Annotated in this window: 22 protein-coding genes, 6 tRNA genes and 2 other RNA genes; 4 read left to right on the forward strand and 26 right to left on the reverse strand. The window is 58.1% G+C overall.

The window, feature by feature from the left end:
* Positions 1 to 7: 7 nt before the first annotated feature.
* The 3 genes from ACRAWE_RS13605 to aroG all read right to left on the reverse strand — a co-directional run bounded on the left by ACRAWE_RS13605 (position 8) and on the right by aroG (position 3,564).
* Entirely contained in the window at positions 8 to 1,048 is a 1,041-nt protein-coding gene (locus ACRAWE_RS13605) for a M48 family metallopeptidase (protein WP_432525481.1), read from the reverse strand.
* 7 nt (positions 1,049 to 1,055) lie between these two features.
* Positions 1,056 to 2,246: a YjgN family protein gene (locus ACRAWE_RS13610; protein ID WP_432525482.1), complete on the reverse strand. Its 1,191-nt coding sequence runs from the start codon at positions 2,244 to 2,246 to the stop codon at positions 1,056 to 1,058.
* 265 nt (positions 2,247 to 2,511) lie between these two features.
* Positions 2,512 to 3,564 carry a 3-deoxy-7-phosphoheptulonate synthase AroG gene (aroG, locus tag ACRAWE_RS13615; protein ID WP_019454023.1) on the reverse strand — a complete coding sequence of 351 codons (1,053 nt, stop codon included), beginning with the start codon at positions 3,562 to 3,564 and terminating at the stop codon, positions 2,512 to 2,514.
* Between the two features lie 212 nt (positions 3,565 to 3,776).
* Here aroG and ACRAWE_RS13620 point away from each other — a divergent pair, with 212 nt between their 5' ends.
* Genes ACRAWE_RS13620 through zitB form a run of 3 tightly spaced genes read left to right on the forward strand, consistent with a single transcriptional unit; the run spans position 3,777 to position 8,541 of the window.
* Positions 3,777 to 4,382, forward strand: coding sequence for a response regulator (locus ACRAWE_RS13620; RefSeq protein ID WP_432525484.1), 606 nt, complete (start codon positions 3,777 to 3,779; stop codon positions 4,380 to 4,382).
* Positions 4,379 to 7,579, forward strand: a complete 3,201-nt coding sequence (locus tag ACRAWE_RS13625; protein WP_432525486.1) for an ATP-binding protein — start codon at positions 4,379 to 4,381, stop codon at positions 7,577 to 7,579. Before ACRAWE_RS13620 ends, ACRAWE_RS13625 begins: the two co-directional genes overlap by 4 nt.
* Positions 7,579 to 8,541 carry a CDF family zinc transporter ZitB gene (zitB, locus tag ACRAWE_RS13630; RefSeq protein WP_025160031.1) on the forward strand — a complete coding sequence of 321 codons (963 nt, stop codon included), beginning with the start codon at positions 7,579 to 7,581 and terminating at the stop codon, positions 8,539 to 8,541. The genes ACRAWE_RS13625 and zitB overlap by 1 nt, the downstream gene beginning before the upstream one ends.
* 35 nt (positions 8,542 to 8,576) lie before the next feature.
* Here the strand turns inward: zitB and pnuC are convergent, their stop codons facing one another.
* The 21 genes from pnuC to cydA all read right to left on the reverse strand — a co-directional run bounded on the left by pnuC (position 8,577) and on the right by cydA (position 20,755).
* Positions 8,577 to 9,302 carry a nicotinamide riboside transporter PnuC gene (gene pnuC / locus ACRAWE_RS13635; RefSeq protein ID WP_063918914.1) on the reverse strand — a complete coding sequence of 242 codons (726 nt, stop codon included), beginning with the start codon at positions 9,300 to 9,302 and terminating at the stop codon, positions 8,577 to 8,579.
* A 20-nt stretch (positions 9,303 to 9,322) separates the two neighbouring features.
* Positions 9,323 to 10,384, reverse strand: a complete 1,062-nt coding sequence (gene nadA / locus ACRAWE_RS13640; protein WP_019454028.1) for a quinolinate synthase NadA — start codon at positions 10,382 to 10,384, stop codon at positions 9,323 to 9,325.
* Between the two features lie 323 nt (positions 10,385 to 10,707).
* A tRNA-Lys gene (locus ACRAWE_RS13645) sits at positions 10,708 to 10,783 on the reverse strand.
* Between the two features lie 7 nt (positions 10,784 to 10,790).
* Positions 10,791 to 10,866, reverse strand: a tRNA-Val gene (locus tag ACRAWE_RS13650).
* Between the two features lie 45 nt (positions 10,867 to 10,911).
* Positions 10,912 to 11,034: non-coding RNA, RtT sRNA (locus tag ACRAWE_RS13655), on the reverse strand.
* 13 nt (positions 11,035 to 11,047) lie between these two features.
* Positions 11,048 to 11,123: transfer RNA gene (locus ACRAWE_RS13660), tRNA-Lys, on the reverse strand.
* Between the two features lie 153 nt (positions 11,124 to 11,276).
* Positions 11,277 to 11,401: non-coding RNA, RtT sRNA (locus ACRAWE_RS13665), on the reverse strand.
* Between the two features lie 15 nt (positions 11,402 to 11,416).
* Positions 11,417 to 11,492, reverse strand: a tRNA-Lys gene (locus ACRAWE_RS13670).
* A gap of 7 nt (positions 11,493 to 11,499) precedes the next feature.
* Positions 11,500 to 11,575: transfer RNA gene (locus tag ACRAWE_RS13675), tRNA-Val, on the reverse strand.
* Positions 11,576 to 11,604: 29 nt separating this feature from the next.
* A tRNA-Lys gene (locus tag ACRAWE_RS13680) sits at positions 11,605 to 11,680 on the reverse strand.
* A 178-nt stretch (positions 11,681 to 11,858) separates the two neighbouring features.
* Entirely contained in the window at positions 11,859 to 12,653 is a 795-nt protein-coding gene (gene cpoB, locus ACRAWE_RS13685; RefSeq protein WP_063918913.1) for a cell division protein CpoB, read from the reverse strand.
* Positions 12,654 to 12,662: 9 nt separating this feature from the next.
* On the reverse strand, positions 12,663 to 13,172 hold the full coding sequence (gene pal / locus ACRAWE_RS13690) for a peptidoglycan-associated lipoprotein Pal (protein ID WP_025160033.1): 510 nt from the start codon (positions 13,170 to 13,172) through the stop codon (positions 12,663 to 12,665).
* Between the two features lie 44 nt (positions 13,173 to 13,216).
* A complete protein-coding gene (gene tolB, locus ACRAWE_RS13695; protein ID WP_004939856.1) occupies positions 13,217 to 14,509 on the reverse strand; it encodes a Tol-Pal system beta propeller repeat protein TolB in 1,293 nt (430 codons plus the stop codon).
* A gap of 132 nt (positions 14,510 to 14,641) precedes the next feature.
* Positions 14,642 to 15,868 carry a cell envelope integrity protein TolA gene (gene tolA / locus ACRAWE_RS13700; protein WP_019454030.1) on the reverse strand — a complete coding sequence of 409 codons (1,227 nt, stop codon included), beginning with the start codon at positions 15,866 to 15,868 and terminating at the stop codon, positions 14,642 to 14,644.
* Positions 15,869 to 15,949: 81 nt separating this feature from the next.
* The gene (gene tolR / locus ACRAWE_RS13705) at positions 15,950 to 16,378 is read right to left on the reverse strand and encodes a colicin uptake protein TolR (protein ID WP_004939859.1); all 429 of its coding nucleotides are present in this window, start codon (positions 16,376 to 16,378) and stop codon (positions 15,950 to 15,952) included.
* A 12-nt stretch (positions 16,379 to 16,390) separates the two neighbouring features.
* On the reverse strand, positions 16,391 to 17,074 hold the full coding sequence (tolQ, locus tag ACRAWE_RS13710) for a Tol-Pal system protein TolQ (protein ID WP_004939862.1): 684 nt from the start codon (positions 17,072 to 17,074) through the stop codon (positions 16,391 to 16,393).
* The gene (ybgC, locus tag ACRAWE_RS13715) at positions 17,071 to 17,475 is read right to left on the reverse strand and encodes a tol-pal system-associated acyl-CoA thioesterase (RefSeq protein ID WP_025160034.1); all 405 of its coding nucleotides are present in this window, start codon (positions 17,473 to 17,475) and stop codon (positions 17,071 to 17,073) included. The genes tolQ and ybgC overlap by 4 nt, the downstream gene beginning before the upstream one ends.
* A gap of 130 nt (positions 17,476 to 17,605) precedes the next feature.
* Entirely contained in the window at positions 17,606 to 17,902 is a 297-nt protein-coding gene (ybgE, locus tag ACRAWE_RS13720; RefSeq protein ID WP_019454032.1) for a cyd operon protein YbgE, read from the reverse strand.
* The gene (gene cydX / locus ACRAWE_RS13725; RefSeq protein ID WP_004939868.1) at positions 17,902 to 18,015 is read right to left on the reverse strand and encodes a cytochrome bd-I oxidase subunit CydX; all 114 of its coding nucleotides are present in this window, start codon (positions 18,013 to 18,015) and stop codon (positions 17,902 to 17,904) included. The genes ybgE and cydX overlap by 1 nt, the downstream gene beginning before the upstream one ends.
* A gap of 17 nt (positions 18,016 to 18,032) precedes the next feature.
* Positions 18,033 to 19,172 (reverse strand): cytochrome d ubiquinol oxidase subunit II, encoded by a 1,140-nt coding sequence (gene cydB, locus ACRAWE_RS13730; RefSeq protein WP_019454033.1) that lies wholly within the window; start codon positions 19,170 to 19,172, stop codon positions 18,033 to 18,035.
* A 14-nt stretch (positions 19,173 to 19,186) separates the two neighbouring features.
* Positions 19,187 to 20,755, reverse strand: coding sequence for a cytochrome ubiquinol oxidase subunit I (gene cydA / locus ACRAWE_RS13735; protein ID WP_019454034.1), 1,569 nt, complete (start codon positions 20,753 to 20,755; stop codon positions 19,187 to 19,189).
* Positions 20,756 to 21,438: 683 nt separating this feature from the next.
* On the opposite strand from cydA, the gene ACRAWE_RS13740 reads away from it, so the two are divergent.
* Entirely contained in the window at positions 21,439 to 23,337 is a 1,899-nt protein-coding gene (locus tag ACRAWE_RS13740) for a bifunctional metallophosphatase/5'-nucleotidase (RefSeq protein ID WP_063918910.1), read from the forward strand.
* Positions 23,338 to 23,409: 72 nt separating this feature from the next.
* Here ACRAWE_RS13740 and sucD read toward each other — a convergent pair whose 3' ends face one another.
* Both sucD and sucC read right to left on the reverse strand, forming a co-directional pair.
* Complete coding sequence (gene sucD, locus ACRAWE_RS13745) at positions 23,410 to 24,282, reverse strand: succinate--CoA ligase subunit alpha (RefSeq protein ID WP_004939878.1); 873 nt, start codon at positions 24,280 to 24,282, stop codon at positions 23,410 to 23,412.
* Positions 24,282 to 25,448 (reverse strand): ADP-forming succinate--CoA ligase subunit beta, encoded by a 1,167-nt coding sequence (gene sucC / locus ACRAWE_RS13750; protein ID WP_015376978.1) that lies wholly within the window; start codon positions 25,446 to 25,448, stop codon positions 24,282 to 24,284. The genes sucD and sucC overlap by 1 nt, the downstream gene beginning before the upstream one ends.
* Positions 25,449 to 25,473: the final 25 nt, after the last annotated feature.

Genomic DNA, 25,473 nt, shown 5'->3' on the forward strand with positions numbered 1-25,473 from the left:
GGCTTTTTTATTTCTGCTGTTGCGCCATCGCCTCGTTCACCGCCTCCAGCCGCTCCTGCATCGCCGGATGGGTGCTGAGCCAGGCCGGCAGCGCCCAGCCATCGTTCGTTTCTCGTTCAGGCGCCTGCGCCAATGCGCGGTAGATTGCCGCCATTTCCGCCAGCGAGCGCCCCTGCCGCTGCATTTGCGCGATGGCGAAGCTATCCGCCTCGCGCTCCATCCCGCGGGAAAACTGCATCTCATTCACGAAGGACGCGGACTGCAGCAGCGTGTCGCCAATGCCACTGACGTCGCCGGTCATCCACATCAGCGTCAACGCCACCAGTGACGAGCGCACCAGCATGCGCATCGAGTGGCGATGGGCATGATGCCCCATTTCGTGCAGCATCACCGCCGCCAGCCCATCGTCGTTTTTCGACAACGCAACCAGCCCATCGCTGATCACCAGCGTGCCGTCCGGCAACATAAAGGCGTTTGGCGCACCGGGCGCCGCCATCAGTTTCAGCGACAGCGGCGTGCGCTCCTGGCGCATTTCGGCCGGCATCACCTGCCGGAACAGTTGCTGCAACGCCCGTTGCCGCTCGGCCGGAAGTGCAGAGGGCTTGAAGCCGCTCTGGCTCAAAAACGTCTGCGTGTGTTCGCCCAGCGTCTGTTCCACCGAGGTGGGGATACGCATGGCGATCTCACTGCTCGCCCACGGCAGCACCACGTAAACGTAAGCCACGACCGCCAGCAGCGTCATCAGCAGCGCCAGCGCGACGCCGCGTTTGTGGCGCTCCAGGCGATGCACCCAACCCGGCGAACGGCGCTGATAAAACCAGCGGCGGAAGGCCGCGTCGTCGTCCGGCACAAACCGCCCGCCGCCCTTGAAGGTCAGCGTCAAGGGAATCGTGCCCAGCGCGTCAGAAACGGCGATATCCGCCAAGGGAATGTAGCGCTGCTCATCCTGCCGCTGCAGCGTTACGCCCTCGCCGCTTTCGTTCACCAGCAGGCGGGCCGCTTCGCGCGCGGCCCGCCCCGGCAACTGGTAGGCGCCCTCGAGGATCATCGGCGCCTCAGAAACTGCCGCCCAGATCCAGCGCCTGCACCGCCTCTTCGGCCACCGCGCTGTTGGCGGTTTCCTGATGCGCCGTGATGTCCAGCAACGCCAGATCGCCTTCAACCGCCGTGCATTCCGCCAGATAACGGGCGTGGCGCACTTCCGCCACCGGCACCGCGAAACCGAGCGAGAACAGGGTGATCAGGGTATTGGTGATCAGCAGCCCCATATACGGCAGCGTTTGCATGGAAGAACGCAGTTTGATGTTGCCGTTCAGCGCCGTCTGGTTAAACAGATAGTTGCGTTGGGCGACAACCTGATAGCTGCCGGCGATCAAGGCACCAATCAGCAGCACCACCATCATCAGCAGCAGGCTGCCAATATTCTCCAGCACCAGCAAATCGGCAGTTTCATTCGTCAATATACCCATCAATACCATTTGGTACAGGGACAGCATGAACGACCCCATGCACACCAGCGCTGCCAACATGAATGGCAGGAAAATGAGCAGGCCGATCAAGGCAAATTTGATAAAGGCCGACTTTTTCAGCTCGGCAATAAACGGCGTGCGGCCGAAGAATAGATTATTGACGTACAGATCGTGCTGCAGCGCGCTAATAATACCGTTGACGGCGGCGAATGCCGGCACGGCCAACAGCAGCGTCAACACCAGCATCAGACTGATGGCGTTGATGCTGTCAAAACCGCTGCCAATGCTGAGTAAAATGATTAAGCCGACATAAAGCCCGATAATCAGCAATAGCGGGCAGAACAGCAACGCCCAATAAGCGCGCCCGGTGCGACAGACATAATTAAAACGCACGCCGCGATAGCTCGACATAATCGCATTGTAGCGCCAGCTGCGGATAACGATCCACGGCAGCAGGGCAAGCAACACCAGCAAAGCCAGCAGCCCCAGCAGTGGCGTCACCGCCAGCAGGATATAAAACACGATGATGCCGCCGATCACCAACAGCCGCCCTTTCAGAATTTGCAGCGGTTGCGCATGGTAATCGAAACGATCGCCGTCCAATTCCGTGTTGCCGTAGAAATAACGACGGCGACGCACCGTCGCCCAGGCGGAATAGATGCCCAGGGTCACGATGGTCAATAATGCGTTGACCAACCAAATAGCGAAGTACTCGCCACCTTTCCCATGGAATTTAATTCTGTGCAGCCCCAGCGGCTGCGAGGTATTGCTTGTCATAATTCTTTCGTCCTGAAAGGAATAGGTCATGCCGCTCCCCACTTATTAGTCATGTGGGGTTTGCGGAATAAAAAAGCGTCTTATATAAGCACAATGCCGCGAGCAGTGACAATGACTCTTTTATTAAATAGGAATAATGCGAAGGCGGCTGCTTAATGATTTAATTGGCCTGTTAACTGTAAGCCTTAAATTAGCCGGCGGCAGGGAGAAACACAGTGGCTGGAAAAAACAAGGGCCCGCGGCCGGGCCCTTCTCATATTGACGATTAACCGCGGCGCGTTTTCACCGCCGCCGCCAGATCGCGCAGCACGGTTTCGGTGTCCTGCCAGCCGATGCAGCCGTCGGTCACACTCTTGCCGTAAACCAGCGGTTCGCCGCTTTCGAGGTTCTGGTTGCCTTCCACCAGGTGGCTTTCGATCATCACGCCGATAATCGCTTTTTCACCGCCGCCAATCTGCCCGCAAACGTCCGCGCTCACGTCCATTTGCTTTTTGAACTGTTTGCTGCTGTTGGCGTGGCTGAAGTCGATCATCACCTGCGCCGGCAGCCCGGCCTTGCTCAGGCCGGCTTTGACGTCTTTCACATGCGCCGCGCTGTAGTTCGGCTCTTTGCCGCCGCGCAGGATAATGTGGCAGTCGCCGTTGCCGCTGGTGTTAACGATCGCCGAGTGGCCCCACTTGGTTACTGACAGGAAGCAGTGCGGCGCGCCGGCGGCGTTGATGGCGTCGATCGCCACCTTGATGGTGCCGTCGGTACCGTTCTTGAAGCCGACCGGGCAAGAGAGGCCGGAGGCCAGTTCGCGGTGCACCTGCGACTCCGTGGTGCGCGCGCCGATGGCGCCCCAGCTCATCAGATCCGCCAGATACTGCGGCGTGATCATGTCGAGGAATTCGCCGGCGGCCGGCAGGCCGCTGTCATTGATTTCCACCAGCAGTTTGCGCGCCAGGCGCAGGCCGTCGTTGATGTTGAAGCTGTTGTCCATCTGCGGATCGTTGATCAAGCCTTTCCAACCCACGGTGGTGCGCGGTTTTTCGAAGTACACGCGCATCACCACTTCCAGCTCGCCCTTCAGCTCTTCACGCAGCGCCAGCAGACGCCCCGCGTACTCTTTGGCGGCTTGGGTATCATGGATAGAGCAAGGGCCAATCACCACCAGCAGGCGATCGTCGCTGCCACGTAGGATGTTGTGAATTGCGCTGCGGGCCTGGGACACCGTCTTTGCCGCGCGTTCAGTGGCCGGGAATTTCTCCAGCAAAGCCACCGGCGGCAGGAGTTCCTTAATATCATTAATGCGTAAATCGTCGTTTTGGTAATTCATAGCTTTTCCATTCGGTATCGTGAGGTCTTTCGCAGTGCGTAACGGTGTAGATCCCAACAATCTAGCCTGTGAGAATGGCGCTGTAAATCACCTTTGCCCCCCGCCGCTGGAACCGCCAAATTAACAGCAGATTGTGCTGTTTCATCAGGGGAGCGCAGAGCCTCCTTTTTCGCTATGCTAGCGATCGGAATATAAAGTGACCCGAGTTGAACATGCCCTCTCTGTTATTAGTTGATGACCACCCGGTGGTCCATGTCGCACTGGAAGCGGCGCTAATGAAATCAGCCCGCGCCTACCGCCTGCAGGCGGCGCAGGACGACGTTCAGGCGTTGGCCCTGCTGGCCGAGGCCGCTTTCAGCCTGGTGATCCTGGATATCGGCCTGCCGCAGGTCGACGGGCTGCAGCTGTTGAAAAAAATCCGCCGCCGCTACCCGCAGCAGCCGATCCTGATCTACACCGCGCAGGAAGCCGAGGTCTATGCACGCATGGCCCATGCCGCCGGCGCCAATGGTTTCGTCAATAAAGGCAGCTCGCTGGCGCACCTGGTACAGGCGATCGAGCAGGTGCTGGACGGAGAAACCCACTTCCCCGCCGCCGCGCTGACCGAAGAAGCGCCGACGGCGGACGGCGGGCAGCTCACGCCCAAGGAGCTCGAGGTGCTGGGTTTGCTGAGCCAGGGACTGTCCAACCTGCAGATCGCCGATCGGCTGCACATCAGCAACAAGACCGTCAGCACCCACAAGAAAAATATCCAGCGCAAAACCGGCGCCGGCAACCTGCTGGAACTGGCGGCGGTGTTTAAAGAGCTGGCGCCATGATGCGCCGCGCCCTGCTGCTGCTGTTGCTGTGGTGCGGCCTGGCGCAGGCGGCGGAACCGGTGCGCTATCAGCTGGTCAGCAACCTGAATACCCCCGAGAACATGCTGATCGTCGGCGAGAAGAACCCCTGGCGCGACCGTACGCTGCGCGTCGGCATCATCAGCGAGAACACCAGCCCGTACAACATCATCGTGGACGACGATCTGTACGGGCTGAACGCCGACTACCTCGGCTATATCCAGCAGGTGACCGGCATCCGCTTTGCCATTTACGGCTTCGCCGACCTGACGCAGCTGGAGCAGGCGCTGCACGACGGCAAGGTCGATCTGCTGTACGGCATTCCGCAAAGTGAGGCGCTGCACGGCCTGGAAATCTCCCAGCCCTATTACGTCAGCAACCTGCGCGTATTGCGCGATCGCAGCAACGATCGGCCGGTGATGCTCAATTCCGCCAACGCCCGCGTCGCGATCGGCGCGCTGACCGACATGCAGTCCGGCGGTGCCCTGCAGGCGGTGGCGTCGCAGATCCAGCGCTACGACAACAACCTGCAGGCGGTCTATTCGCTGCTCAACGGCAGCAGCGACTACTTTATCGCCGACGAGGCCAGCGCCAGCTTTATCATCGACCAGCTGCAGCTCGGCCAGCTCTATCAGATTGAAAGCAACGAGAATCTGGGCAATCTGTCCTTCGTGTTCGCCGCCGCCGATCCACGGCTGATAGACACGTTGGACACCGCCATCGCCGACGCGCCGATGGAACTGATGAACGCCCTGCAGAGCCGCTGGAGCAAAAAGATCCCCAGCTACCTCGACACCGGCAATGCCGATCTGACAACGATGGAGAAAAACTGGGTGGCGAGCCACCGTGTGGTTTACTACGCCGCCATCGAGAACAACTTCCCGTTCGCCTATCGCGGTTCCGACGGCCAGCCGCGCGGCTACGCCATCGATATTCTCAACATCATCGCGCAAAACACCGGGCTGCGTTTCGCGCCGCTGTGGGCGCGCAACGCCGAGCAAGCCGATCAGCTGGTGCAGTCCGGCCAGGCCAGCTTCCGCGCCGCCCTGCCGCTGGCGCGCGGCGTCAAGGCGCGCTACGGCGCCAGCATGCCTATCCACCGTTCGCTGTGGGGTGTTTACGTCGGCCAGTACGCCAACGGCATCTCGACCTGGAACGATCTGGCCGGTAAGCGCATCGGTGTGCTGCAGGGCGATTTGGCTCAGGGGCTGGTGCCGGAGCGGGAGCAGACCATCAGCTTCGCCGACAGCAAATCCATGTATGACGCGCTGGCCAACGGTCAGCTGGATGCGTTGGTGGATAACGTCATCTCCGCCAACTTTTTGGCGCTGTCGCGCTATTCCGGCGCCATCAAGCTGGCCTTCGCCGCCAACAACATTCCCTATCCGGTGGCCTTCGGCGTACGCCGCGATCAGCCGCTGCTGTTGGCGATCCTCGATAAGAACCTGATGCAGATCCCGGCGGACACTCTGCAATCGCTGCGCGACGAATGGATCGTCGATCGCAGCAACCTGATAGACGCGGTGAACGACAACCGCATGCCGCCGCAAACCACCTGGCTGCTGGCGCTGCTGGCCGCCGCCACCGTGCTGCTGCTGGCGCTGACGCTGCGCCGTTTCATGCTGCAGCGCCGAGAAAAACGCGAACGCGAAGAGCTTGAGCAGGCGCGCCGCCGCGCCGAAGCGGAAAACCGCATGAAGAGCAAATTCCTCGCCACCGTCAGCCACGAACTGCGTACGCCGATGCACGCCATTCTCGGCCTGCTGGAACTGGAGCTTAAACGCCAGCCGGCGCCGGAAGGCCTGCCGGTGATTTACAGTTCTGCCTCTTCGCTGCTCAACCTGCTCAACGACCTGCAGGATCACGCCCGGCTGGAAACCGGTTCGCTGACGCTGGCGCCGAAACCGGTGGCGCTGCGCCCCTGGGTCGCGCGCATTGACGCTCTCTACCGGCCGCTGATCGGCGAACGGCCGCTGACGTTGAGCGTGGTGGCGGATCCGGCGCTGCCGGAGGCGGTGGTCATTGATGGTGAGCGTTTACTTCAGGTAGCTAACAACCTGATAAACAACGCGATAAAGTTTACGCCACGCGGTGCAATTCAGGTCGGCGTCGGCTGGCGCGCGCAGGATGAGCTGCGGGGGGTATTGCATCTGACGGTGAACGACAGCGGCTGCGGCATCGCCGCCGATGAGCTCGGCAAGCTGTTCCAACCGTTTTACCGCGCGCGCGGCGCGCAGCGCATCTCGGTGCAAGGCACGGGCCTGGGGCTGTCGATCTGCAAGGAGATCGTCGAGCAGATGGGTGGCCGCATCGAGCTGCAATCGCAGCCGGGCGTCGGCACCCGTGTCGAGGTAGCGATACCGGTTGAGCTGGGCGGCGCGTCGCCGGTTATCGCCCCGGAGGAGCGGCCCCTCGCCCTGCCGTCTTCCTCGTTGCGTACCGCGTTGATCGACGATCACCCCACCAATCTGTTGCTGATGGAGCGCCAGTTGCGCCATTTCGGGCTGCAGCCCGCCCGCTTTGAGCAAGGTTATGCGCTGCTGAAGGCCCAGCGTCGTCAGCCGTTCGATCTGTTGTTTATCGACTATAACATGCCGCGCCCCGACGGCCTGACGCTCGCCAGGCTGATCCGGCGCGACGAACAGCGGCTGCAACGCGCGCCTTGCCGCATCGTGCTCTGTTCGGCGGATGTGCAGGAGTTCACCCGCATCCCACCTGCGCTGGTGGCGATCGACCACTTCCTGACCAAGCCGATTTCACTGGCGGCGATCGGCCAGATACTGGCTCAGCAACCGCAGGCTCAGGAGAAAAAGTCAGTCCTTACTGACTTACGGCAAACGCTGGCAGAGATGGCGGATGGCGATCGCGCCATGATGCAGCGGCTGGCGCAGACGCTCAGCGATACGCTACGGCAAGACCGCCAGCGACTCGCGAGCGCCGTCGCCGCAAACGACTGGCAGCACCTGGAGCAGGCTGCGCATCGTATCAAGGGCAGCCTGCTGATGCTGCAGCTGCCGGAAGCCGCGCAGCTGTGCCAGCAACTGGTGGAAACCGCACGCCGGGGCGAGCTTGCCGGCACCGCTTATACTAAATTAGAGGCGTTAGTGGCGCAGATATTGCCGGAGCTGGATGCTCTGCTCACTGCCGCCCCCTCTTTCGCTATGCATAAGGATGAATAATGTCGGACACTCCACACCAACACCTGCCGAAAGACAGTAATAGTAAACGCCTACTGACTGCTTTTTTAGTCACCGCCGTCTTTATGGTGGCCGAAGTGATTGGCGGTCTCTGGTCGGGCTCGCTGGCGCTGTTGGCCGACGCCGGCCACATGCTGACCGATGCCGCCGCGCTGCTGGTGGCACTGATGGCGGTGCACTTCTCCCAACGCAAACCCAACGCGCGCCACACCTTCGGTTATCTGCGTCTGACTACGCTGGCGGCCTTCCTCAACGCCGCGGCGCTGCTGGTGATCGTGGTATTCATCCTGTGGGAAGCGATACAGCGTTTCTTTGAACCGCAGCCGGTGATGGGTACCCCGATGCTGATCATCGCCATAGCGGGGCTGCTGGCTAACCTGTTCGCCTTCTGGCTGCTGCATCGCGGCAGCGAAGAGAAGAACATCAACGTGCGCGCCGCCGCGCTGCATGTGCTGGGCGATCTGCTCGGCTCGGTGGGCGCCATCGCCGCCGCCATCGTTATTCTCGCCACCGGCTGGACGCCGATTGACCCGATCCTGTCGGTGCTGGTCTCCTGTCTGGTGCTGCGCAGCGCCTGGCGGCTGCTGAAGGAAAGCTTCCACGAGCTGCTGGAAGGCACGCCGCAGGAAGTCGATATCGCCAAGCTGCAAAAAGATCTGTGCCTGAACATCCCGGAAGTGCGCAACATCCATCACGTGCACGTCTGGCAGATCGGCGAACAGAAGCTGATGACGTTGCATGCACAGGTGATCCCGCCGCATGACCACGATGGGCTGTTGCAACGCATTCAGGCTTATCTGTTGGAGCACTACAAGATTGGCCACGTGACCATTCAGATGGAATACCGGCACTGCGAGACGCCGGACTGCGGCATCAACCGGGCGCCGGAGCCGAGTGAACACTCACATGCCGAAGCGCACTCCCACCTGGGACATCGCCATTAAACCAAGAGGGCGCCATCACGGCGCCCTCTGCGTTGTCAGGGAGCGGAAGACAACGGATTGGAATGGTTGCGCCCGGCACTCTTGATCCACAGCCAGGAGCCGTTCAGGGCGATCAGCGTCAGAATGACATACTCGAGCGCCATCGCGTACACGCCCTGGTAGGCGAAAATCGCCACGCTGATGACATCGATAACCACCCACAGCAGCCAGTTTTCTACATACTTGCGCGTCATCAGGATCATCGCCACGATGGACAGCACCATCATTGCCGAATCCCAGAACGGGAACGCATCCGGTTGCAGCTCAGGCATCTGTACGTTCAGCCCCAGCCCTTGCATCACCGCCACCGCAATCTGCGTCAGCCAGGCGAACACGCGGTCAATGTTGAAGGTCATCAGGCCGATGCCGATGACGCAAATCGCCGCCCAGGCCAACGCTTTCGGCAGCGGCAACCAACGGATCTGCAGCTCGGCCTGGTTATCCTGGGTTTGGCGGCTCCAGGCATACCAACCGTAAATATTGGCGCCGAAGAAAAACAGCTGCAGCAGCAGGCTGGCGTACAGCTGGATCTGGAAGAAAATCACCGCGAACAGCGTGACGTTGATCAGACCGAACAGGTAGTTGATGATCTTTTCCTTGCTGGCGTACCAGATGCACAGCAATCCGAACAGCGTGCCGATGGCTTCGATCCACGACAGATCGTAACCGCCTGCGCCAAGCGGAATATGCACCAGAATATTGCTGGTACTGAAGAAGCTCATGAGGTCATCCTTTTAAACGGTTAAGCGTTGCCTTTAACCTGCATCTTAAGCTGAGCGGCGAAATCCAGCATGCGGTTCAGCGGCACCAGCGCCTTTTCACGCAGCGCGGCGGCCACGTGGATCTCATGCTGTGCGCCCCCCTGCTCCAACCCTTCGGCAATCGCCTTCAGGCCATTCATCGCCATCCACGGGCAATGTGCGCAGCTGCGGCAGGTCGCGCCTTCTCCGGCGGTCGGTGCCTCGAATAGCTCCTTATCCGGACAGGCCTGCTGCATCTTATAGAAGATACCGCGATCGGTGGCGACGATCAGCTGTTGATGCGGCAATGTTTTCGCCGCCTGAATCAACTGGCTGGTCGATCCCACCGCATCCGCCAGCTCGACCACCGCCTGAGGCGATTCGGGATGCACCAGGATGGCCGCCTGCGGATAGAGCGCCTTCATGCGCCGCAGCGCCTGGGTCTTAAACTCGTCATGGACAATGCAAGCGCCTTGCCAGCACAACACGTCGGCGCCGGTCTGCTTTTGCACATAGCTGCCGAGATGGCGATCCGGCGCCCAGATGATCTTCTCGCCCAGGCTATCCAGATGCTCGATCAGTTCGACGGCGATACTGGAGGTCACCACCCAGTCGGCGCGCGCTTTGACCGCCGCCGAGGTGTTCGCATAGACCACCACGGTGCGATCGGGATGACTGTCGCAAAACGCATGGAACTCTTCTTCTGGGCAGCCCAAGTCCAGCGAGCATTCGGCAAACAGGGTCGGCATCAGCACCTGCTTTTCCGGGCTGAGGATCTTGGCGGTTTCCCCCATGAAACGCACGCCGGCCACCAACAGCGTGGAAGCCGGATGGGCGCTGCCGAAGCGCGCCATTTCCAGAGAGTCCGCCACGCAGCCGCCGGTTTCTTCCGCCAGCGCCTGAATTTCCGGGTCGGTATAATAATGGGCGACCATTACCGCGTTGCGCTGCTTGAGCAGGGTTTTGATCTTCTCGCGATAAAAGGCTTTTTCCGCTACGTCCAGCGGTACCGGTTTCGGCGGGAAGGGATACACCGCCGCGTTGACATCAAACATTTCACTCATCGCTGCAATCTCATGCTAGGCTAGGCGCCTGCCGCGTGAATATCTCCCTGCCGCAACGCCCTTGGTTTTATATACTAAACAAAATACCTAAAATAGCGCGAAAAGTCCGCTGATATTTTCATATTTGCGCACTAAGTGTTTAATGGATTAAAAAACATAGACGTTGACCGCGCAAATCGCTGCAGATAATGCCCCGGTGAGAACGTATAGCGTTCGGAGAAGGACAAGATGCAGAACGTTGCGGTGTTGAAACGAGAAAGCAGAAGATTCGGGTGCGGGATTACAGATGCGAAAAAAGCGCCAAAAGGCGCTTTTTTCTGAATTGGTGGGTCGTGCAGGATTCGAACCTGCGACCAATTGATTAAAAGTCAACTGCTCTACCAACTGAGCTAACGACCCATAACAGTGGTGGGTGATGACGGGCTCGAACCGCCGACCCCCTCCGTGTAAAGGAGATGCTCTACCAACTGAGCTAATCACCCACTGCTGTGGTACTGCTATTTTTCACATCTTGCTCTATTAAAGAGTGCTGGGTCGTGCAGGATAACTCGGCCTTTGGCCTCACCCTTCGGGCCATCACCGGAGTGATGTTGTCTCGCTTTGCGAGACTCGAACCTCTACGGTTCTCATCCTGACGATTTAACACCTTACTCTATTAAAGAGTGGTGGGTCGTGCAGGATTCGAACCTGCGACCAATTGATTAAAAGTCAACTGCTCTACCAACTGAGCTAACGACCCACTGATGTGGTTTACTGCTGATGGCGAATAGGTTACAAACAACCGACTCGCGGAAAACAAGGATGGGGAGGTTCAGGACAACTCGACGGGTACTCGACTCGGACCTTTACTTTGCCACATCAAACCGATTCTGAAGCTGCCATTCTCGAAGAATGGTGGGTCGTGCAGGATAACTCGGCCTTTGGCCTCGCCCTTGCGGGCCATCACCGGAGTGATGTTGTCTCGCTGTGCGAGACTCGAACCTTTACGGTTCTCATCCTTTACGATTCTCTATCACAGCCATTCTCGAAGAATGGTGGGTCGTGCAGGATTCGAACCTGCGACCAATTGATTAAAAGTCAACTGCTCTACCAACTGAGCTAACGACCCATAACAGTGGTGGGTGATGACGGGCTCGAACCGCCGACCCCCTCCGTGTAAAGGAGATGCTCTACCAACTGAGCTAATCACCCACTGTTGTGGTTACTGCTACTTCAGAAATTGGTGGGTCGTGCAGGATTCGAACCTGCGACCAATTGATTAAAAGTCAACTGCTCTACCAACTGAGCTAACGACCCAATTTCCCTGCCGCTTTAACATCTTGCAAGATGTCTTGGCAACGGCGGCATATATTACTAATTTATCTTGGCAGCGCAACCTAAATTTTTTACTGATGCGTTCAACTGCTTGTTCTTCACGCGAATGAGCCCAGAAATCGGTCAAATCGACTAACTTCTGGGCTCATTTTTCTGACTATTAACCGCCTACGCGACTTTTCGCCTGTTTGGCCGCCGCACTGGTTGGGTATTGTTTAATCACCTGCTGGAACACGGCTTTGGCTTTATCGGCCTGCCCTTTCTCCTGCATGATGATACCCACCTTGTACATGGCGTCCGGCGCCTTCGGTGATTTAGCGTAATTCTTCACCACCACCGCAAAATAGTAGGCCGCGTCGTCTTTTTTACCCTTGTTGTAGAACAACTGACCCAGCCAATAGTTGGCGTTGGGCTGATAGGTAGACTTCGGGTACTGTTTTACGAAGGACTGAAAGGCGGAAATCGCCTGGTCATACTGTTTTTTTTCCAGCGCCAGAGAAACAGCGGCGTTGTAGTCGCTGTTCTCATCACCACCGCTCGGCGTCGCAGAAGCGGCCGCAGGCGTGCTGCCGCCCGCATCGGAAGATGCGCCTGCGGCTGCCCCACTGGCAGCGCCCGCCGCCGCAGAGGCGCTCTGAGCGCCGCTCTGGCCGAGGCTATCCATCTGTTGATAGATTTGCTTCTGGCGTTCAACGACCTGATTCAACTGATACTGGCTTTCCTGGATTTGCCCACGGAGAGAATCAATGTCGCGTTGGTTATCAGAGAGTTGTTGCTGGAGTTGGTTTAAAAGCTGGCCTTGAGCATTGCTGATACGCTCAAGTGAAGTGACGCGGTCTTCGACCGAGCCGGAGCCGACATTACTGATTGGCGCTTGGGCAGTAGCGGCCCAGGGGGCCGCTACGCCAACCAGTAACGACAGACTCAACAGGTGACGTCTGAAGTTACTGTTCATGCGATTCTCTTAGTAAACCAGAACGGCACGACGGTTTTTAGCATAAGCCGCTTCGTCGTGGCCCAGTACTGCTGGTTTTTCTTTACCGTAAGAAACGATAGAGATCTGGTCAGCGGAAACGCCTTTACCTTGCAGGTACATTTTAACGGCGTTAGCACGGCGCTCACCCAGAGCGATGTTGTATTCCGGCGTGCCGCGTTCGTCAGCGTGGCCTTCAACGGTCACTTTGTAAGACGGGTTGTTACGCAGGAATGCAGCGTGCGCGTCCAGCATCTGAGCGAATTCGGAGCTTACGTCATACTTGTCCAGACCGAAGTAAACGATGTTGTTCTTCTGCAGTTCTTGCATCTGCAGACGAGCTTGTTCTTCGGAAGACAGGTTGCTGCTGCCGTTTTCCATACCAGTGCCAGCGCCCATACCAGATTGGTCGTTGTTTGCGCTTTTGTTAGAACTACAAGCTGCTACAGCCAGAACTGGCAGTGCCAGCAGAAGCCCTTTCAGCACTTTGTTCAGTTGCATTTCTTTGATCCTTTTATAGTTTGCCATACATATTTACACATGCATCACAGATACGGCGACCAGGCAGGGAATTTGACCTGTCCATCAGTTGCCGGAAGACGCGCTTTGAAACGCCCATCAGTTGACACCAACTGCAACACGGAGCCCATACCTTGCGTGGAGCTATAGATCACCATGGTGCCGTTTGGCGCAATACTAGGCGTTTCATCCAGGAAGGTGCCGGTCAAAACCTGAACGGCGCCCGATCCAAGATCTTGTTTGGCGATGTGTTGTGCACCACTGTTGGTGCTCACCATCACCAGGAATTTACCATCGGAGCTGACTTCAGAATCCTGGTTCTGAGAGCCTTCCCACGTCAGACGCTGTGCGGCACCGCCGCTGGCGCTGATTTTATAAATCTGCGGACGCCCGCCCTGGTCGGAGGTAAACGCCAGAGACTGGCCATCCGGGAACCAGGTCGGTTCGGTGTTGTTGTTGCGGCCATCGGTCAGCTGCGTGATCTGGCCGGAGCCGAGGTTCATCACATACAGATTCAGGCTGCCGCTCTTGGACAACGCGAAAGCCAGCTTGCTGCCGTCCGGCGAGAACGCCGGCGCACCGTTGTGGCGCGGGAACGAAGCGATCTGGCGGATAGCGCCGTTAGCCAAGGTCTGCACCACCAGCGCGGAACGGCCGCTCTCGAAGGTCACGTAAGCCAGTTTGCTACCGTCCGGCGACCAGGCCGGTGACATCAGCGGCTCAGGCGAACGGTGCACCGTGAACTGGTTGTAACCGTCGTAATCCGCTACGCGCAGCTCGTACGGGAATTTCCCGCCGTTGGTCTGTACGACATAGGCGATACGGGTACGGAATGCGCCCTTGATGCCGGTCAGCTTCTCGAACACTTCATCGCTGGCGGTATGAGCAGAATAACGCAACCACTGTTTGGTCACTTTATACTGATTCTGCGCCAATACGGTGCCCGGCGAACCCGAGGTGTCCACCAGCTGGTAGGAGATCAGGTAGCTGCCGTCGGCACCAGGTTGAACCTGGCCGACAACCACGGCGTCGATGCCTAATGCAGTCCAGGCCGCCGGCGTCACTTCAGACGCGGAGGTCGGTTGCTGCGGCATACGCGCCACGTCGATCGGGTTGAATTTGCCGCTGTTGCGCAGATCCGCACCGACAATCTTGCCGATATCTTCCGGCGGCGTGCCTGGGCCCGCCCATTTAAACGGCACCACGCCAATCGGGCGAGCGGAGTCGACCCCTTGGGTGATTTCAATGCGAACTTCCGCGTGCAGCACGGACGCCCACAGAATTAAAAAACCTAGCGCTACTCGAAATGCCTGCTTCATCTCATCTCCCTTATCCAGGCGGGATGCCTGCGATAAATTAGCAGAATTTTAACAAACCAACTCACGTAAAACTACATAATCCCTGTTGGTTACCTTAGTACATCCCTGTGATATCACTCACTCAATCAACCGTTATTGCGGCTTGAATTCAAGTATAGAATTCTTAAAGTGCTGATAAACGGCATCGCTCGGCGGCTTCGGTATGTGTGCCAACTTGGCGGCAGACACCGCTGCTTGACACAGAGCAGGATCGCCCCCTGCCGCTTGTACGCTTATCAGCAGGCCGTCCGGCGCCAGCTTGATACGCAGGTCGCAGGTTTTGCCGGCGAACGAACTGGCGTCATAGAACTTGCTCTGAATCGCCCCTTGAATCTGCCCCATATAACCGCTGATATCCGCCCCGCTGGCGCCTGCCGCCTTGGCATTGCCCTGCCCGGCCGGTTTACCATCACCTTTCGATTTGGCACCGCCGCCCTTCGGCGCGTTCTTGCCGTCCGCCAGGCCGCCAAACAGATCGCTAACTTCCTCCGATTGTTTCGCAGCCTCAGCGGCAGCCTTCTTCTTGGCGTCCGCAGCGGCTTTTTTGGCGGCTGCCGCTTTCTCGGCCGCAGCTTTCTTCTCTGCCTCGGCGGCGGCCTTCTTCTCGGCTTCCGCTGCGGCTTTTTTCTCGGCTTCAGCGGCCGCTTTCTTCTCTGCGGCCTCTGCTGCCTTTTGCTCTGCGGCGGCGGCCGCGGCTTTCTTCGCCTCTTCCGCCTGTTTCTTGGCGGCGGCAGCGGCGGCCGCTTCTTTCTTGGCTTCCGCTTCAGCTTTCTTCTGCGCGTCCGCCTGCGCCTTCGCTATCTTTTCCGCTTCGGCTTTCGCCTTGGCGGCGGCGGCTTCGGCAACCTTCTGTTGCTCTTTGGCCTTGGCTGCGGCGGCTTCCGCCGCTTTTTGCTGCTCGGCAGCCTGTTTCTGCTGCTCCGCCGCCTTCTGCTGTTGTTCAGCCTGCGCCTTGGCGTCCTGCGCGGCTTTCTCCTGCGCCGCCAAACGCTCTTTCTCCAGCTCTTTCAGGCGCTGCTGTTGCTCCGCCTGCTTCTGCTGAAGCTCTTCGGCCTGTTGCTCCGCTTTTTTCTGGCGCTGCTTTTCGGCACGCTGCGCATCGTTGCTCTGCTGCTGCTGGCGGTTGTACTGCTCCACCACCGCGCCGGGATCGACCATCACCGCACCCACCACGGTGCCATCGCCACCGCCGCCGGCGCCCATGTCGACCTTTTCCTGCAGCGATCCCCAAATCAGCAGGGCAATCAATATGAAGTGCAGAACGACCGAAACAATAACGGCGCGGTTCAGCTTATCGTTTTGCTCAGTTGCCTTTACCAAAATAGATTCCCAAAAACTGGTGTTGCTTATACGGGGTTCCTGGGCCGTAGCGCAGGAACCGGGTTGCCGTTCGCCTTACGGTCAGATCGGCTGGGTCATCAGCCCCACGGAAGCCACGCCCGCCTGATGGAGAATATTCAATGCCTTGATAATCTCATCGTAAGGGACTTCCTTCGCACCGCCGATCAAAAAGACCGTTTTCGGGTTAGCCGCCAAACGCGACTTGGCCTCGGCCGCGACTTGCTCAGGCGGCAGCAGCTCCATACGGTTGTGATCCACCACCAAGGTGTATTGACCTACGCCGGAAACTTCGAGGATCACCGGCGGATTGTCATCGCTGGACACCGTTTTGGAATCGGTGGCGTCCGGCAGGTCAACCTCCACGCTCTGCGTGATGATTGGCGCGGTTGCCATAAAGATCAGCAGCAGCACCAGCAACACGTCGAGCAGCGGAACGATGTTAATTTCGGACTTCAGCTCGCGCCGACTACGTCCACGTACTCTCGCCATGCTACCTCCTACTTATTTGCTGTCGCTGGAGAAGGCCTGACGATGCAGAATAGCGGTGAACTCTTCCATAAAGTTGTCGTAATTCTGCTCAAGCTTGTTGACGCGCTGGTTGAGACGGTTATAGGCCATAACCGCCGGGATTGCGGCGAACAGACCGATCGCGGTGGCGATCAGCGCTTCGGCAATACCCGGCGCCACCATCTGCAGCGTGGCTTGCTTCACCGCGCCCAGCGCGATAAAGGCGTGCATGATCCCCCACACGGTGCCGAACAGGCCGATATACGGGCTGATCGAACCGACGGTGCCGAGGAACGGAATATGGGTTTCCAGCGTTTCCAGCTCGCGGTTCATCGAGATGCGCATCGCGCGCGACGCCCCTTCGATCACCGACTCCGGCGCATGGTTGTTGGCGCGGTGCAGGCGGGCGAACTCTTTGAACCCGGAATGGAAGATCTGCTCGGAACCGGTCAGGCTATCGCGACGCGCCTGACTTTCCTGGTACAGACGGGAAAGCTCGATACCGGACCAGAATTTGTCTTCAAAGGCTTCGGCGTCGCGCGTCGCCGCATTGAGGATGCGGGTACGCTGAATGATGATCGCCCAAGAGGCCACCGAGAAGCATATCAAAATCAACATGATAAGCTTAACCAGCAGGCTCGCCTTCAAGAATAAATCTAGGATGTTCATGTCAGTCACTGCTTAAACTCCGCGACAATAGACTTAGGAAGCGCTCTTGGCTTCATTTGGTGTGGATCAATACAGGCAATCAGGACATCTGCCTGGCTCAGTAGGGCCCCGTCAGAATTGACAATGCGTTGAGCAAACGTGAGAGAAGCCCCGCGCAGACAGGTGATTTCGCTCTGAACCTCCAGTTGCTCGTCGAGACGAGCCGGAGCCAGATAATCCACCGTCATGCGCCGGACGACAAAAGCGACTTGTTCACTGAGCAGCTGCTGTTGATGAAAGTTGTGCTGACGCAGCATCTCTGTGCGCGCTCTTTCAAAAAAGGCGACGTAGCGGGCGTGATAGACCACACCACTGGCATCGGTATCCTCGTAGTAAACGCGAACCGGCCATCGAAACAACGTATTACTCACTCTACTTCCCAGCAATGCAATTTAACGCTGCTACTATACGCAAGACGGATCGGGTTGGGAATGGGTTACAAGATGGGAATGAAAATAATTATGGGCCGTGAGGGCCCATAACGTGGGGACATCAGGGAGATTATAAAGAAACGTAAAGTAATCCTGCGCACAAGATCACAATTGCGGGAAGCGGCGCAAAAAAAGCGCGCCAGACGCTGCGCTGCGGGCGGAATCCGAAACCGTGGATCACCCCGGCGCACACTGCCCAAATCAGCAGCAACCCTTCCCAAATCTCCAGCGAGCTGGTTTTGGCGGCGAAACGCGTCGGATCCCAGAACACGCACCCCGCCAAAATCAACGCCAGCACCAGGGAAAGGGCCCGGATCGGGCCCTTGTCGGTGACAGCGTACAGCTTGTCAATCACGGACGAGCTCATCACTTACCGTCTTGCTGAGCTTTGGTCGCTTCGCTCTGCTCAAGCGCCAGCGCCGTGATGATGCCGAAGGCGCAGGCAAGAAGCGTTCCGAGAATCCAGGCAAAATACCACATGGTTTAGCTCCTTATCCTTAGTACAGCGAATGCTTGTTGTTTTCGATGTAGTTCTTGTCGAGGCGACCGAACATTTTGTAGTACGACCAGCTGGTGTACGCCAAAACGATAGGCACGAAGATCGCCGCCACAACGGTCATCACTTTCAGCGTCAACAGGCTCGAGGTCGCGTCCCACATGGTCAGACTGACGTTAGGCACGGTGCTGGAAGGCATCACGAACGGGAACATGGTGACCCCGGCGGTGAGGATGACGCAGGCGATGGTCAGCGACGAGGTGACGAACGCCAGCGCGCCTTTCTCCAGACGCGAGAACAGGATGGTGAACAACGGCAGCACCACGCCCAGTGCAGGCAACGCCCACAGCAGCGGATACTTGTTGAAGTTGATCAACCATGCGCCGGCCTGATGCGCCACTTCTTTACGCATCGGGTTGGATTCCGCCAGGGTGTCCAGAGCCGACGTCACGACGAAGCCGTCAATGCCCTTCACCAGCCATACGCCCGCCAGCAGGAAGCACACTGCCATGATCAGCGTCGCGATTTGTGCCGCGGCGCGTGAACGCAGGTGGATCTCGCCGGTGGTGCGCATTTGCAGATAGGTCGCGCCCTGAGTGACCAGCATGGTCAGGCTGACCACGCCCGCCAACAGACCGAACGGATTCAGCAGTTGGAAGAAGTTGCCGGTGTAGAACAGACGCATGTACTCGTCCATGTGGAACGGCACGCCCTGCAGCAGGTTGCCGAACGCCACGCCGAACACCACTGCCGGCACGAAGGAGCCGATGAAAATGCCCCAGTCCCACATGTTGCGCCAACGGCTGCTCTCCAGCTTGGAACGGTAGTCGAAACCGACCGGGCGGAAGAACAAGGCGGCCAGCACCAGGATCATCGCGACGTAGAAGCCGGAGAAGGCCGCTGCGTACACCATCGGCCAGGCGGCGAACAGCGCGCCGCCGGCGGTGATCAGCCATACCTGGTTACCGTCCCAGTGCGGGGCGATGGAGTTGATCATCACCCGGCGCTCGGTATCGGTTTTCCCGATGATGCGCACCAGAATGCCGACGCCCATGTCGAAACCGTCGGTGACGGCGAAGCCGATCAGCAGTACGCCAACCAGAACCCACCAAATAAATCGCAGTACTTCATAGTCAAACATACGTGGACTCCTGTTTAGCGCGCTTCCTGCACGGCGGCAGTCGGTTGTTCAAAGTGATAGCGGCCGGTTTTCAGGCTGCTTGGACCCAGACGTGCAAACTTGAACATCAGGTACAATTCAGCCACCAGGAACAGGGTGTACAAGCCGCAGATCAGCCCCATCGAGAACAGAATGTCGCCCGCGGTCAGCGAAGAGTTGGCGACCGCCGTCGGCAGCACCTCACCAATCGCCCACGGTTGACGGCCGTATTCCGCCACGAACCAACCGGACTCGATCGCGATCCAAGGCAGCGGCAAACCGTACAGCGCCGCGCGGTGCAGCCATTTTTTCTGGCCGATGCGGCCGCGGATCACGTTCCAGAACGACAGGCCGATGATCAACAGCATGATTACGCCACAGGCCACCATGATGCGGAAGGCGAAGTACAGCGGCGCCACGCGCGGAATGGAGTCCTTGGTCGCCAGCTGGATCTGCGCTTCCGTCGCGTCGGTGACGTTCGGGGTATAGCGCTTCAGCAGCATGCCGTAGCCCAGGTCTTGCTTGGTTTTGTTGAATTCGGCGCGCACTGCAGGATCGGTGTTGCCGCCACGCAGCTCTTCCAGCAGCTGGTAGGCTTTCATGCCGTTGCGGATACGCACTTCATGCTGCGCCATCAGATCTTTCAGGCCGGTGACCTGAGTGTCCGTGGAGCGGGTGGCGATCAGGCCAAGCGCATACGGGATCTGAATAGAGAAGGAGTTTTCCATCTTGTCCTGATCGGGAATGCCGAACAGGGTGAAGGACGCCGGCGCCGGCTGAGTGTCCCACTCCGCTTCGATGGCGGCCAGTTTGGTTTTCTGCACGTCGCCCATTTCGTAACCGGATTCATCACCCAGAACGATAACGGACAGAATGGCAGCCATACCGAAGCTGGCGGCGATGGCGAAGGAGCGCTTGGCGAAGGCGATGTCGCGGCCTTTCAGCAGATAGTAGGAGCTGATGCCCAGAACGAACATCGCGCCACAGGTGTAGCCGGAAGCCACGGTGTGAACGAATTTCACCTGCGCAACCGGGTTAAGCACCAGCTCGGAGAAGCTGACCATCTCCATGCGCATGGTTTCGAAGTTGAAATCCGACGCGATCGGGTTCTGCATCCAGCCGTTGGCGACCAGGATCCACAGCGCGGACAGGTTGGAGCCGAGGGCCACGAACCAGGTTACCGCCATGTGCTGCACCTTGCTCAGACGATCCCAGCCGAAGAAGAACAGGCCGACCAGCGTCGATTCAAGGAAGAACGCCATCAGACCTTCGATAGCCAATGGGGCCCCGAAGATATCGCCGACGTAGTGAGAGAAATACGACCAGTTAGTCCCGAACTGGAACTCCATGGTCAAACCGGTGGCCACACCCAGAGCAAAGTTAATCGCAAATAACTTGCCCCAGAATTTGGTCATGTCTTTATAGATTTGTTTGCCAGACAGGACATATACCGTTTCCATAATTGCCAGCAAGAACGCCATACCGAGCGTTAATGGGACAAATAAGAAATGGTACATCGCCGTTAAAGCAAACTGTAAGCGCGACAGTTCGACAATATCAAACATCTTGACTCCTTGCTCCTCGCAGGAAGACTCCGACACGCGGTTATCGGCACGCTTCTTTCAAAGCCGCCAGTAACGCCCCGCAGTGAATGCCCTTAAACACAACAAATTTGATCCAGCTTCTCCGCTTTCAACCGCACACTCGGCCAATAGCCTCTTGGGCCGTCGACAAGCGCGCCACTGAAAACCGACAACGGGTAACAAATGCAACAAGATCAACCATCCATAATCACAACATGGATGATACTCGCCCAATCCCACACAATAAATAGGTTTTTACGTGACGTGGGTTGGACTTTTGGTTACAGGTCAAATCTTAGCCGAAAGAGGTACTTCGGCCTAATTTGATCTGAGACAATTTAAGCCTATCCGCATATTATTTCCATATTCATCAGCACATTTCGCATAATTTTCTTAGGGTCATGTTGCGCAATGGTTTAATTGTTTTTTAATGATATTTTTGTGTTAAATAAATGTAATTTAAAAGAGCCGCCATTGTATTATTACGCGCTTATTCTGCGACATAATTAACCTTTTATTTCCATTAAGCCGTGACAGTGATTGCAGTCACAAAACAACAAATCTCCCTCCTATATTAGTCTATTTCTCGCTATTGGATCGTAAAGGTTGCGATTTTGTAGCAAAATGACCACTTATGTTAAAATTGCATTGAGCGACAATATGTTATGAAAAAAATCATCTTTGCCTCTGTCTTGGGACTCTCGGGAAACGTCATGGCCGCCGACACGGTAAACATCACCCTATTGGGCACCTCCGATCTGCACGGCACCTTCGTGCCCTGGGACTACGCCAGCGATACGGAAAACCTGGCGGGCAGCCTGAGCCAGATAGCCACCCAGGTCAAAAAGGTGCGCGCCGAACAGCCCAACCTGATTCTGGTGGACGCCGGCGACACTATCCAGGGCAACTTCGTCGAAACCTTCAAGCATGAAGCCGTCAGCCCGATGATGCTGGGCCTCAACGCGCTCAATTACGATGTCTGGGTGATGGGCAACCACGAATTCGACTTCGGTCTGCCGGTGCTGGCTACGCCGCTCAAACAGTTCAAGGGGGCGGCGCTGGCAGGCAATATTGTCTGGGACAGCGGCAAACCCTACCTGCCCGCTTACACCATCGTCGAACGCCAGGGCGTGAAGATCGGCATTATCGGCATGGACACGCCGATGACCGCCGAATTCGCCAAAGGCACCGACCGCATCAAAGGGCTGAACTTCACCGATCCGGTGCAGGCGGTGAAACAGGTCATCAGGCAAATTGACGGCCAGGTCGACGCCATCGTGCTGGTGGCGCACATGGGCATCGACAACGAGAACCAGCGCCCGGGCACCGGCGTGGCCGACATCGCTAACGCCAACCCGGAGCTGGCGGCGATCGTCGCCGGCCACATGCATGTGAAGATCGACAAAGCGGTGGTCAACGGCGTCATCATCACCGAACCGGATAAATACGGCCGCGCGCTGTCGCGCATCGATCTGCAATTTGAACGCCGTGACGGCAAATTCACGCTGATCGACAAAAACAGCTACACCTACCCCATCAAAGGGCTGACGCCGGACAGCGCCATGCAGGCGCTCTACCAGCCGTATCACGACATTTTGCGCGCCAACGCCAATCGGGTGGTGGCGAAGCTGAGCGGCAGCGATCTGGTACCTGCCGACGAGTTCCGCGGCATTCCTCAGGTGCACGTGCAGGATACCGGCATCAGTGAGTTATTCCAGCAGGCCGCCCGGCACTATGCGCCGCTGGCGCAGGTGATCGCCCTGCAGATCGACAACGATCGCGCCAAGCTGGACGTCGGCGATATCAAGGCCAAAGATATCGCCTTTAACTACCAATACGCCGGCGGCGAGATCACCGTTTATCAGCTCAACGGCAAAGCGCTTAAACGCTACATGGAATGGTCCGCCGGCTACTTCAATCAGCTGCAGCCGGGCGACGTCACCTACAGCTTTAACCCAGCGCGACGTTCGTCCAAATATTCCACCAACGATTTCTTCGACGGCGTCACCTACACCATCGATCTGCGCCAACCCGCCGGTTCGCGCATCGTCGATCTGCGCCTGGCGGACGGCACGCCGGTCACCGACGACATGCCGATCCGCCTGGGCATGAACAGTTACCGCATGGGTCATCTGACGCAAAAGGGCGGCGCGCTGGAGGGGCAATCCTTCCCGGTGCTGTTCGACAGCAAAGCGCATTACGGTGAAGAAGAAGGCACCATTCGCCACCTGACACTGCGCTACCTGACGGAGGTGAAACACGGCCACTATCAGGGCGTGGTGCCGCAGCGCTGGAAACTGATCGGCATGGAGGGATACGAACCGCAGCGGGCGATCGTCAAACGGCTGCTCAATGAGGGCGTTATCCAGGTGCCGACCACCGACGACGGCCGCTACACCAACGTTGCGTCGATCAACGTCAAAGATGCGCTGTTCAGCAACGCCGACGATTGCCGCGCCGCCCTCACCTCGCTGGATCAGCAGCGGCAGACCGCGGCGGATCCGGTGCAACAGCGCCGCCTGCAGGATCGGATCGCGCTGATCAAGGCGCTCAACGAGTTCTGATCTTCGCCCATAAAAAAGGCCACCCAATGGGTGGCCAAACATGTCGAGATATTGTTATTTCGTACTAAACTCTTAGCGCTTCAGCACCGCTTTTACCGCGTCGCCGATGTCCGCCAGGCTGCGAACGGTTTTCACGCCCGCCGCTTCCAGCGCAGCAAACTTCTCGTCCGCCGTGCCTTTGCCGCCGGCGATGATGGCGCCCGCGTGGCCCATACGCTTGCCTTTCGGCGCGGTGACGCCGGCAATGTAGCCGACAACCGGTTTGGTGACGTGTTCTTTGATGTAAGCCGCCGCTTCTTCTTCAGCGCTGCCGCCGATCTCACCGATCATCACGATCGCTTCGGTCTGCGGATCCTGTTGGAACATCTTCAGGATATCGATGAAGTTGGAACCCGGGATCGGGTCGCCGCCGATGCCCACGCAGGTGGACTGGCCCAGACCGGCATCGGTGGTTTGTTTCACCGCTTCATAGGTCAGGGTGCCGGAGCGGGAAACGATGCCCACTTTGCCTGGCAGGTGGATATGGCCAGGCATGATGCCGATTTTGCACTCGCCCGGAGTGATAACGCCTGGGCAGTTCGGCCCGATCATGCGCACGCCGGCTTCGTCCAGCTTCACTTTCACGGTCAGCATGTCCAGAGTCGGGATGCCTTCGGTGATGGTGATGATCAGTTTGATGCCGGCATCGATCGCTTCCAGGATGGAGTCTTTGCAGAACGGTGCTGGAACGTAGATGACCGAGGCGGTCGCGCCGGTCGCTTCAACCGCTTCGCGCACGGTGTTGAACACCGGCAGGCCCAGGTGCTGAGTGCCGCCTTTGCCCGGAGTTACGCCGCCAACCATTTTGGTGCCGTAAGCGATAGCTTGTTCGGAGTGGAAAGTCCCCTGGCTACCGGTGAAGCCCTGGCAAATTACTTTGGTGTTCTTATCGATTAAAATGGACATTATTTACCCTCCACTGCTGCAACAACTTGCTGAGCCGCATCAGTCAGGCTGGTCGCAGCAATGATATTCAGGCCGCTGTCCGCCAGTTTCTTGGCGCCCAGTTCGGCATTGTTCCCTTCCAGGCGCACCACGACCGGGACGTTAACGCCCACTTCAGCCACTGCGCCGATGATGCCGTCGGCGATCAGATCGCAACGTACGATACCACCGAAGATGTTAACCAGAACCGCTTTCACCTTGTCGTCGGACAGGATGATTTTGAACGCTTCGGTCACGCGCTCTTTGGTCGCGCCGCCGCCCACGTCCAGGAAGTTGGCCGGTTCGCCGCCGTGCAGTTTAACGATGTCCATGGTGCCCATCGCCAGACCGGCGCCGTTAACCATGCAGCCGATGTTGCCGTCGAGGGCAACGTAGTTCAGCTCCCACTGAGCCGCACGGGATTCACGCTCGTCTTCCTGAGAAGGGTCACGCATTTCACGCAGTTCCGGCTGACGGAACAGGGCGTTGCCGTCGGCGCCCAGTTTGCCGTCCAGGCACACCAGATCGCCCTGCTTGGTGATCACCAGCGGGTTGATCTCAACCATCGCCAGGTCACGCTCCAGGAACAGCGTCGCCAGACCCATGAAGATCTTGGCGAACTGGCTGACTTGCTTACCGGTCAGGCCCAGTTTGAAGGCCAGCTCACGACCCTGATAAGGCTGTGGACCCGCCAGCGGATCGATGGTCATTTTGTGGATCAGTTCAGGGGTTTCTTCCGCCACTTTCTCGATTTCCACGCCGCCTTCGGTAGACGCCATGAATACGATGCGACGGGTCGCGCGGTCTACGACGGCGCCCAGGTACAGTTCTTTATCGATGTCGGTCGCCGCTTCAACCAGGATCTGGTTAACCGGCTGGCCCAGCGCGTCAGTCTGGTAAGTCACCAGACGCTTGCCCAACCAGGCTTCCGCGAAAGCACGGATATCTTCTTTGCTGTTGACGACTTTAACGCCGCCCGCTTTACCGCGGCCGCCAGCATGAACCTGACATTTCACCACCCACGGGCCGGAGCCGATTTTGGATGCGGCTTCTTCTGCTTCACGCGGAGTGGTACAGGCGTAACCGGTTGGTGCCGGCATGCCATACCGAGCAAACAGCTGTTTTGCCTGATATTCGTGTAAATTCATGATGTTCTATCCATTCAGTTCTGAA

The sequence above is a fragment of the Serratia sp. BFP-2025 genome, from assembly GCF_050880365.1.
GTDB classification, from domain to species: Bacteria; Pseudomonadota; Gammaproteobacteria; order Enterobacterales; family Enterobacteriaceae; genus Serratia; species Serratia surfactantfaciens.

Coding starts and splice junctions, on each gene's coding strand:
- ACRAWE_RS13605 (WP_432525481.1), bottom strand. CDS start 1,048: ATGATCCTCGAGGGCGCCTACCAGTTGCCGGGGCGGGCCGCGCGCGAA.
- ACRAWE_RS13610 (WP_432525482.1), bottom strand. CDS start 2,246: ATGACAAGCAATACCTCGCAGCCGCTGGGGCTGCACAGAATTAAATTC.
- aroG (WP_019454023.1), bottom strand. CDS start 3,564: ATGAATTACCAAAACGACGATTTACGCATTAATGATATTAAGGAACTC.
- ACRAWE_RS13620 (WP_432525484.1), top strand. CDS start 3,777: ATGCCCTCTCTGTTATTAGTTGATGACCACCCGGTGGTCCATGTCGCA.
- ACRAWE_RS13625 (WP_432525486.1), top strand. CDS start 4,379: ATGATGCGCCGCGCCCTGCTGCTGCTGTTGCTGTGGTGCGGCCTGGCG.
- zitB (WP_025160031.1), top strand. CDS start 7,579: ATGTCGGACACTCCACACCAACACCTGCCGAAAGACAGTAATAGTAAA.
- pnuC (WP_063918914.1), bottom strand. CDS start 9,302: ATGAGCTTCTTCAGTACCAGCAATATTCTGGTGCATATTCCGCTTGGC.
- nadA (WP_019454028.1), bottom strand. CDS start 10,384: ATGAGTGAAATGTTTGATGTCAACGCGGCGGTGTATCCCTTCCCGCCG.
- cpoB (WP_063918913.1), bottom strand. CDS start 12,653: ATGAACAGTAACTTCAGACGTCACCTGTTGAGTCTGTCGTTACTGGTT.
- pal (WP_025160033.1), bottom strand. CDS start 13,172: ATGCAACTGAACAAAGTGCTGAAAGGGCTTCTGCTGGCACTGCCAGTT.
- tolB (WP_004939856.1), bottom strand. CDS start 14,509: ATGAAGCAGGCATTTCGAGTAGCGCTAGGTTTTTTAATTCTGTGGGCG.
- tolR (WP_004939859.1), bottom strand. CDS start 16,378: ATGGCGAGAGTACGTGGACGTAGTCGGCGCGAGCTGAAGTCCGAAATT.
- ybgE (WP_019454032.1), bottom strand. CDS start 17,902: ATGAGCTCGTCCGTGATTGACAAGCTGTACGCTGTCACCGACAAGGGC.
- cydX (WP_004939868.1), bottom strand. CDS start 18,015: ATGTGGTATTTTGCCTGGATTCTCGGAACGCTTCTTGCCTGCGCCTTC.
- cydB (WP_019454033.1), bottom strand. CDS start 19,172: ATGTTTGACTATGAAGTACTGCGATTTATTTGGTGGGTTCTGGTTGGC.
- cydA (WP_019454034.1), bottom strand. CDS start 20,755: ATGTTTGATATTGTCGAACTGTCGCGCTTACAGTTTGCTTTAACGGCG.
- ACRAWE_RS13740 (WP_063918910.1), top strand. CDS start 21,439: ATGAAAAAAATCATCTTTGCCTCTGTCTTGGGACTCTCGGGAAACGTC.
- sucD (WP_004939878.1), bottom strand. CDS start 24,282: ATGTCCATTTTAATCGATAAGAACACCAAAGTAATTTGCCAGGGCTTC.
- sucC (WP_015376978.1), bottom strand. CDS start 25,448: ATGAATTTACACGAATATCAGGCAAAACAGCTGTTTGCTCGGTATGGC.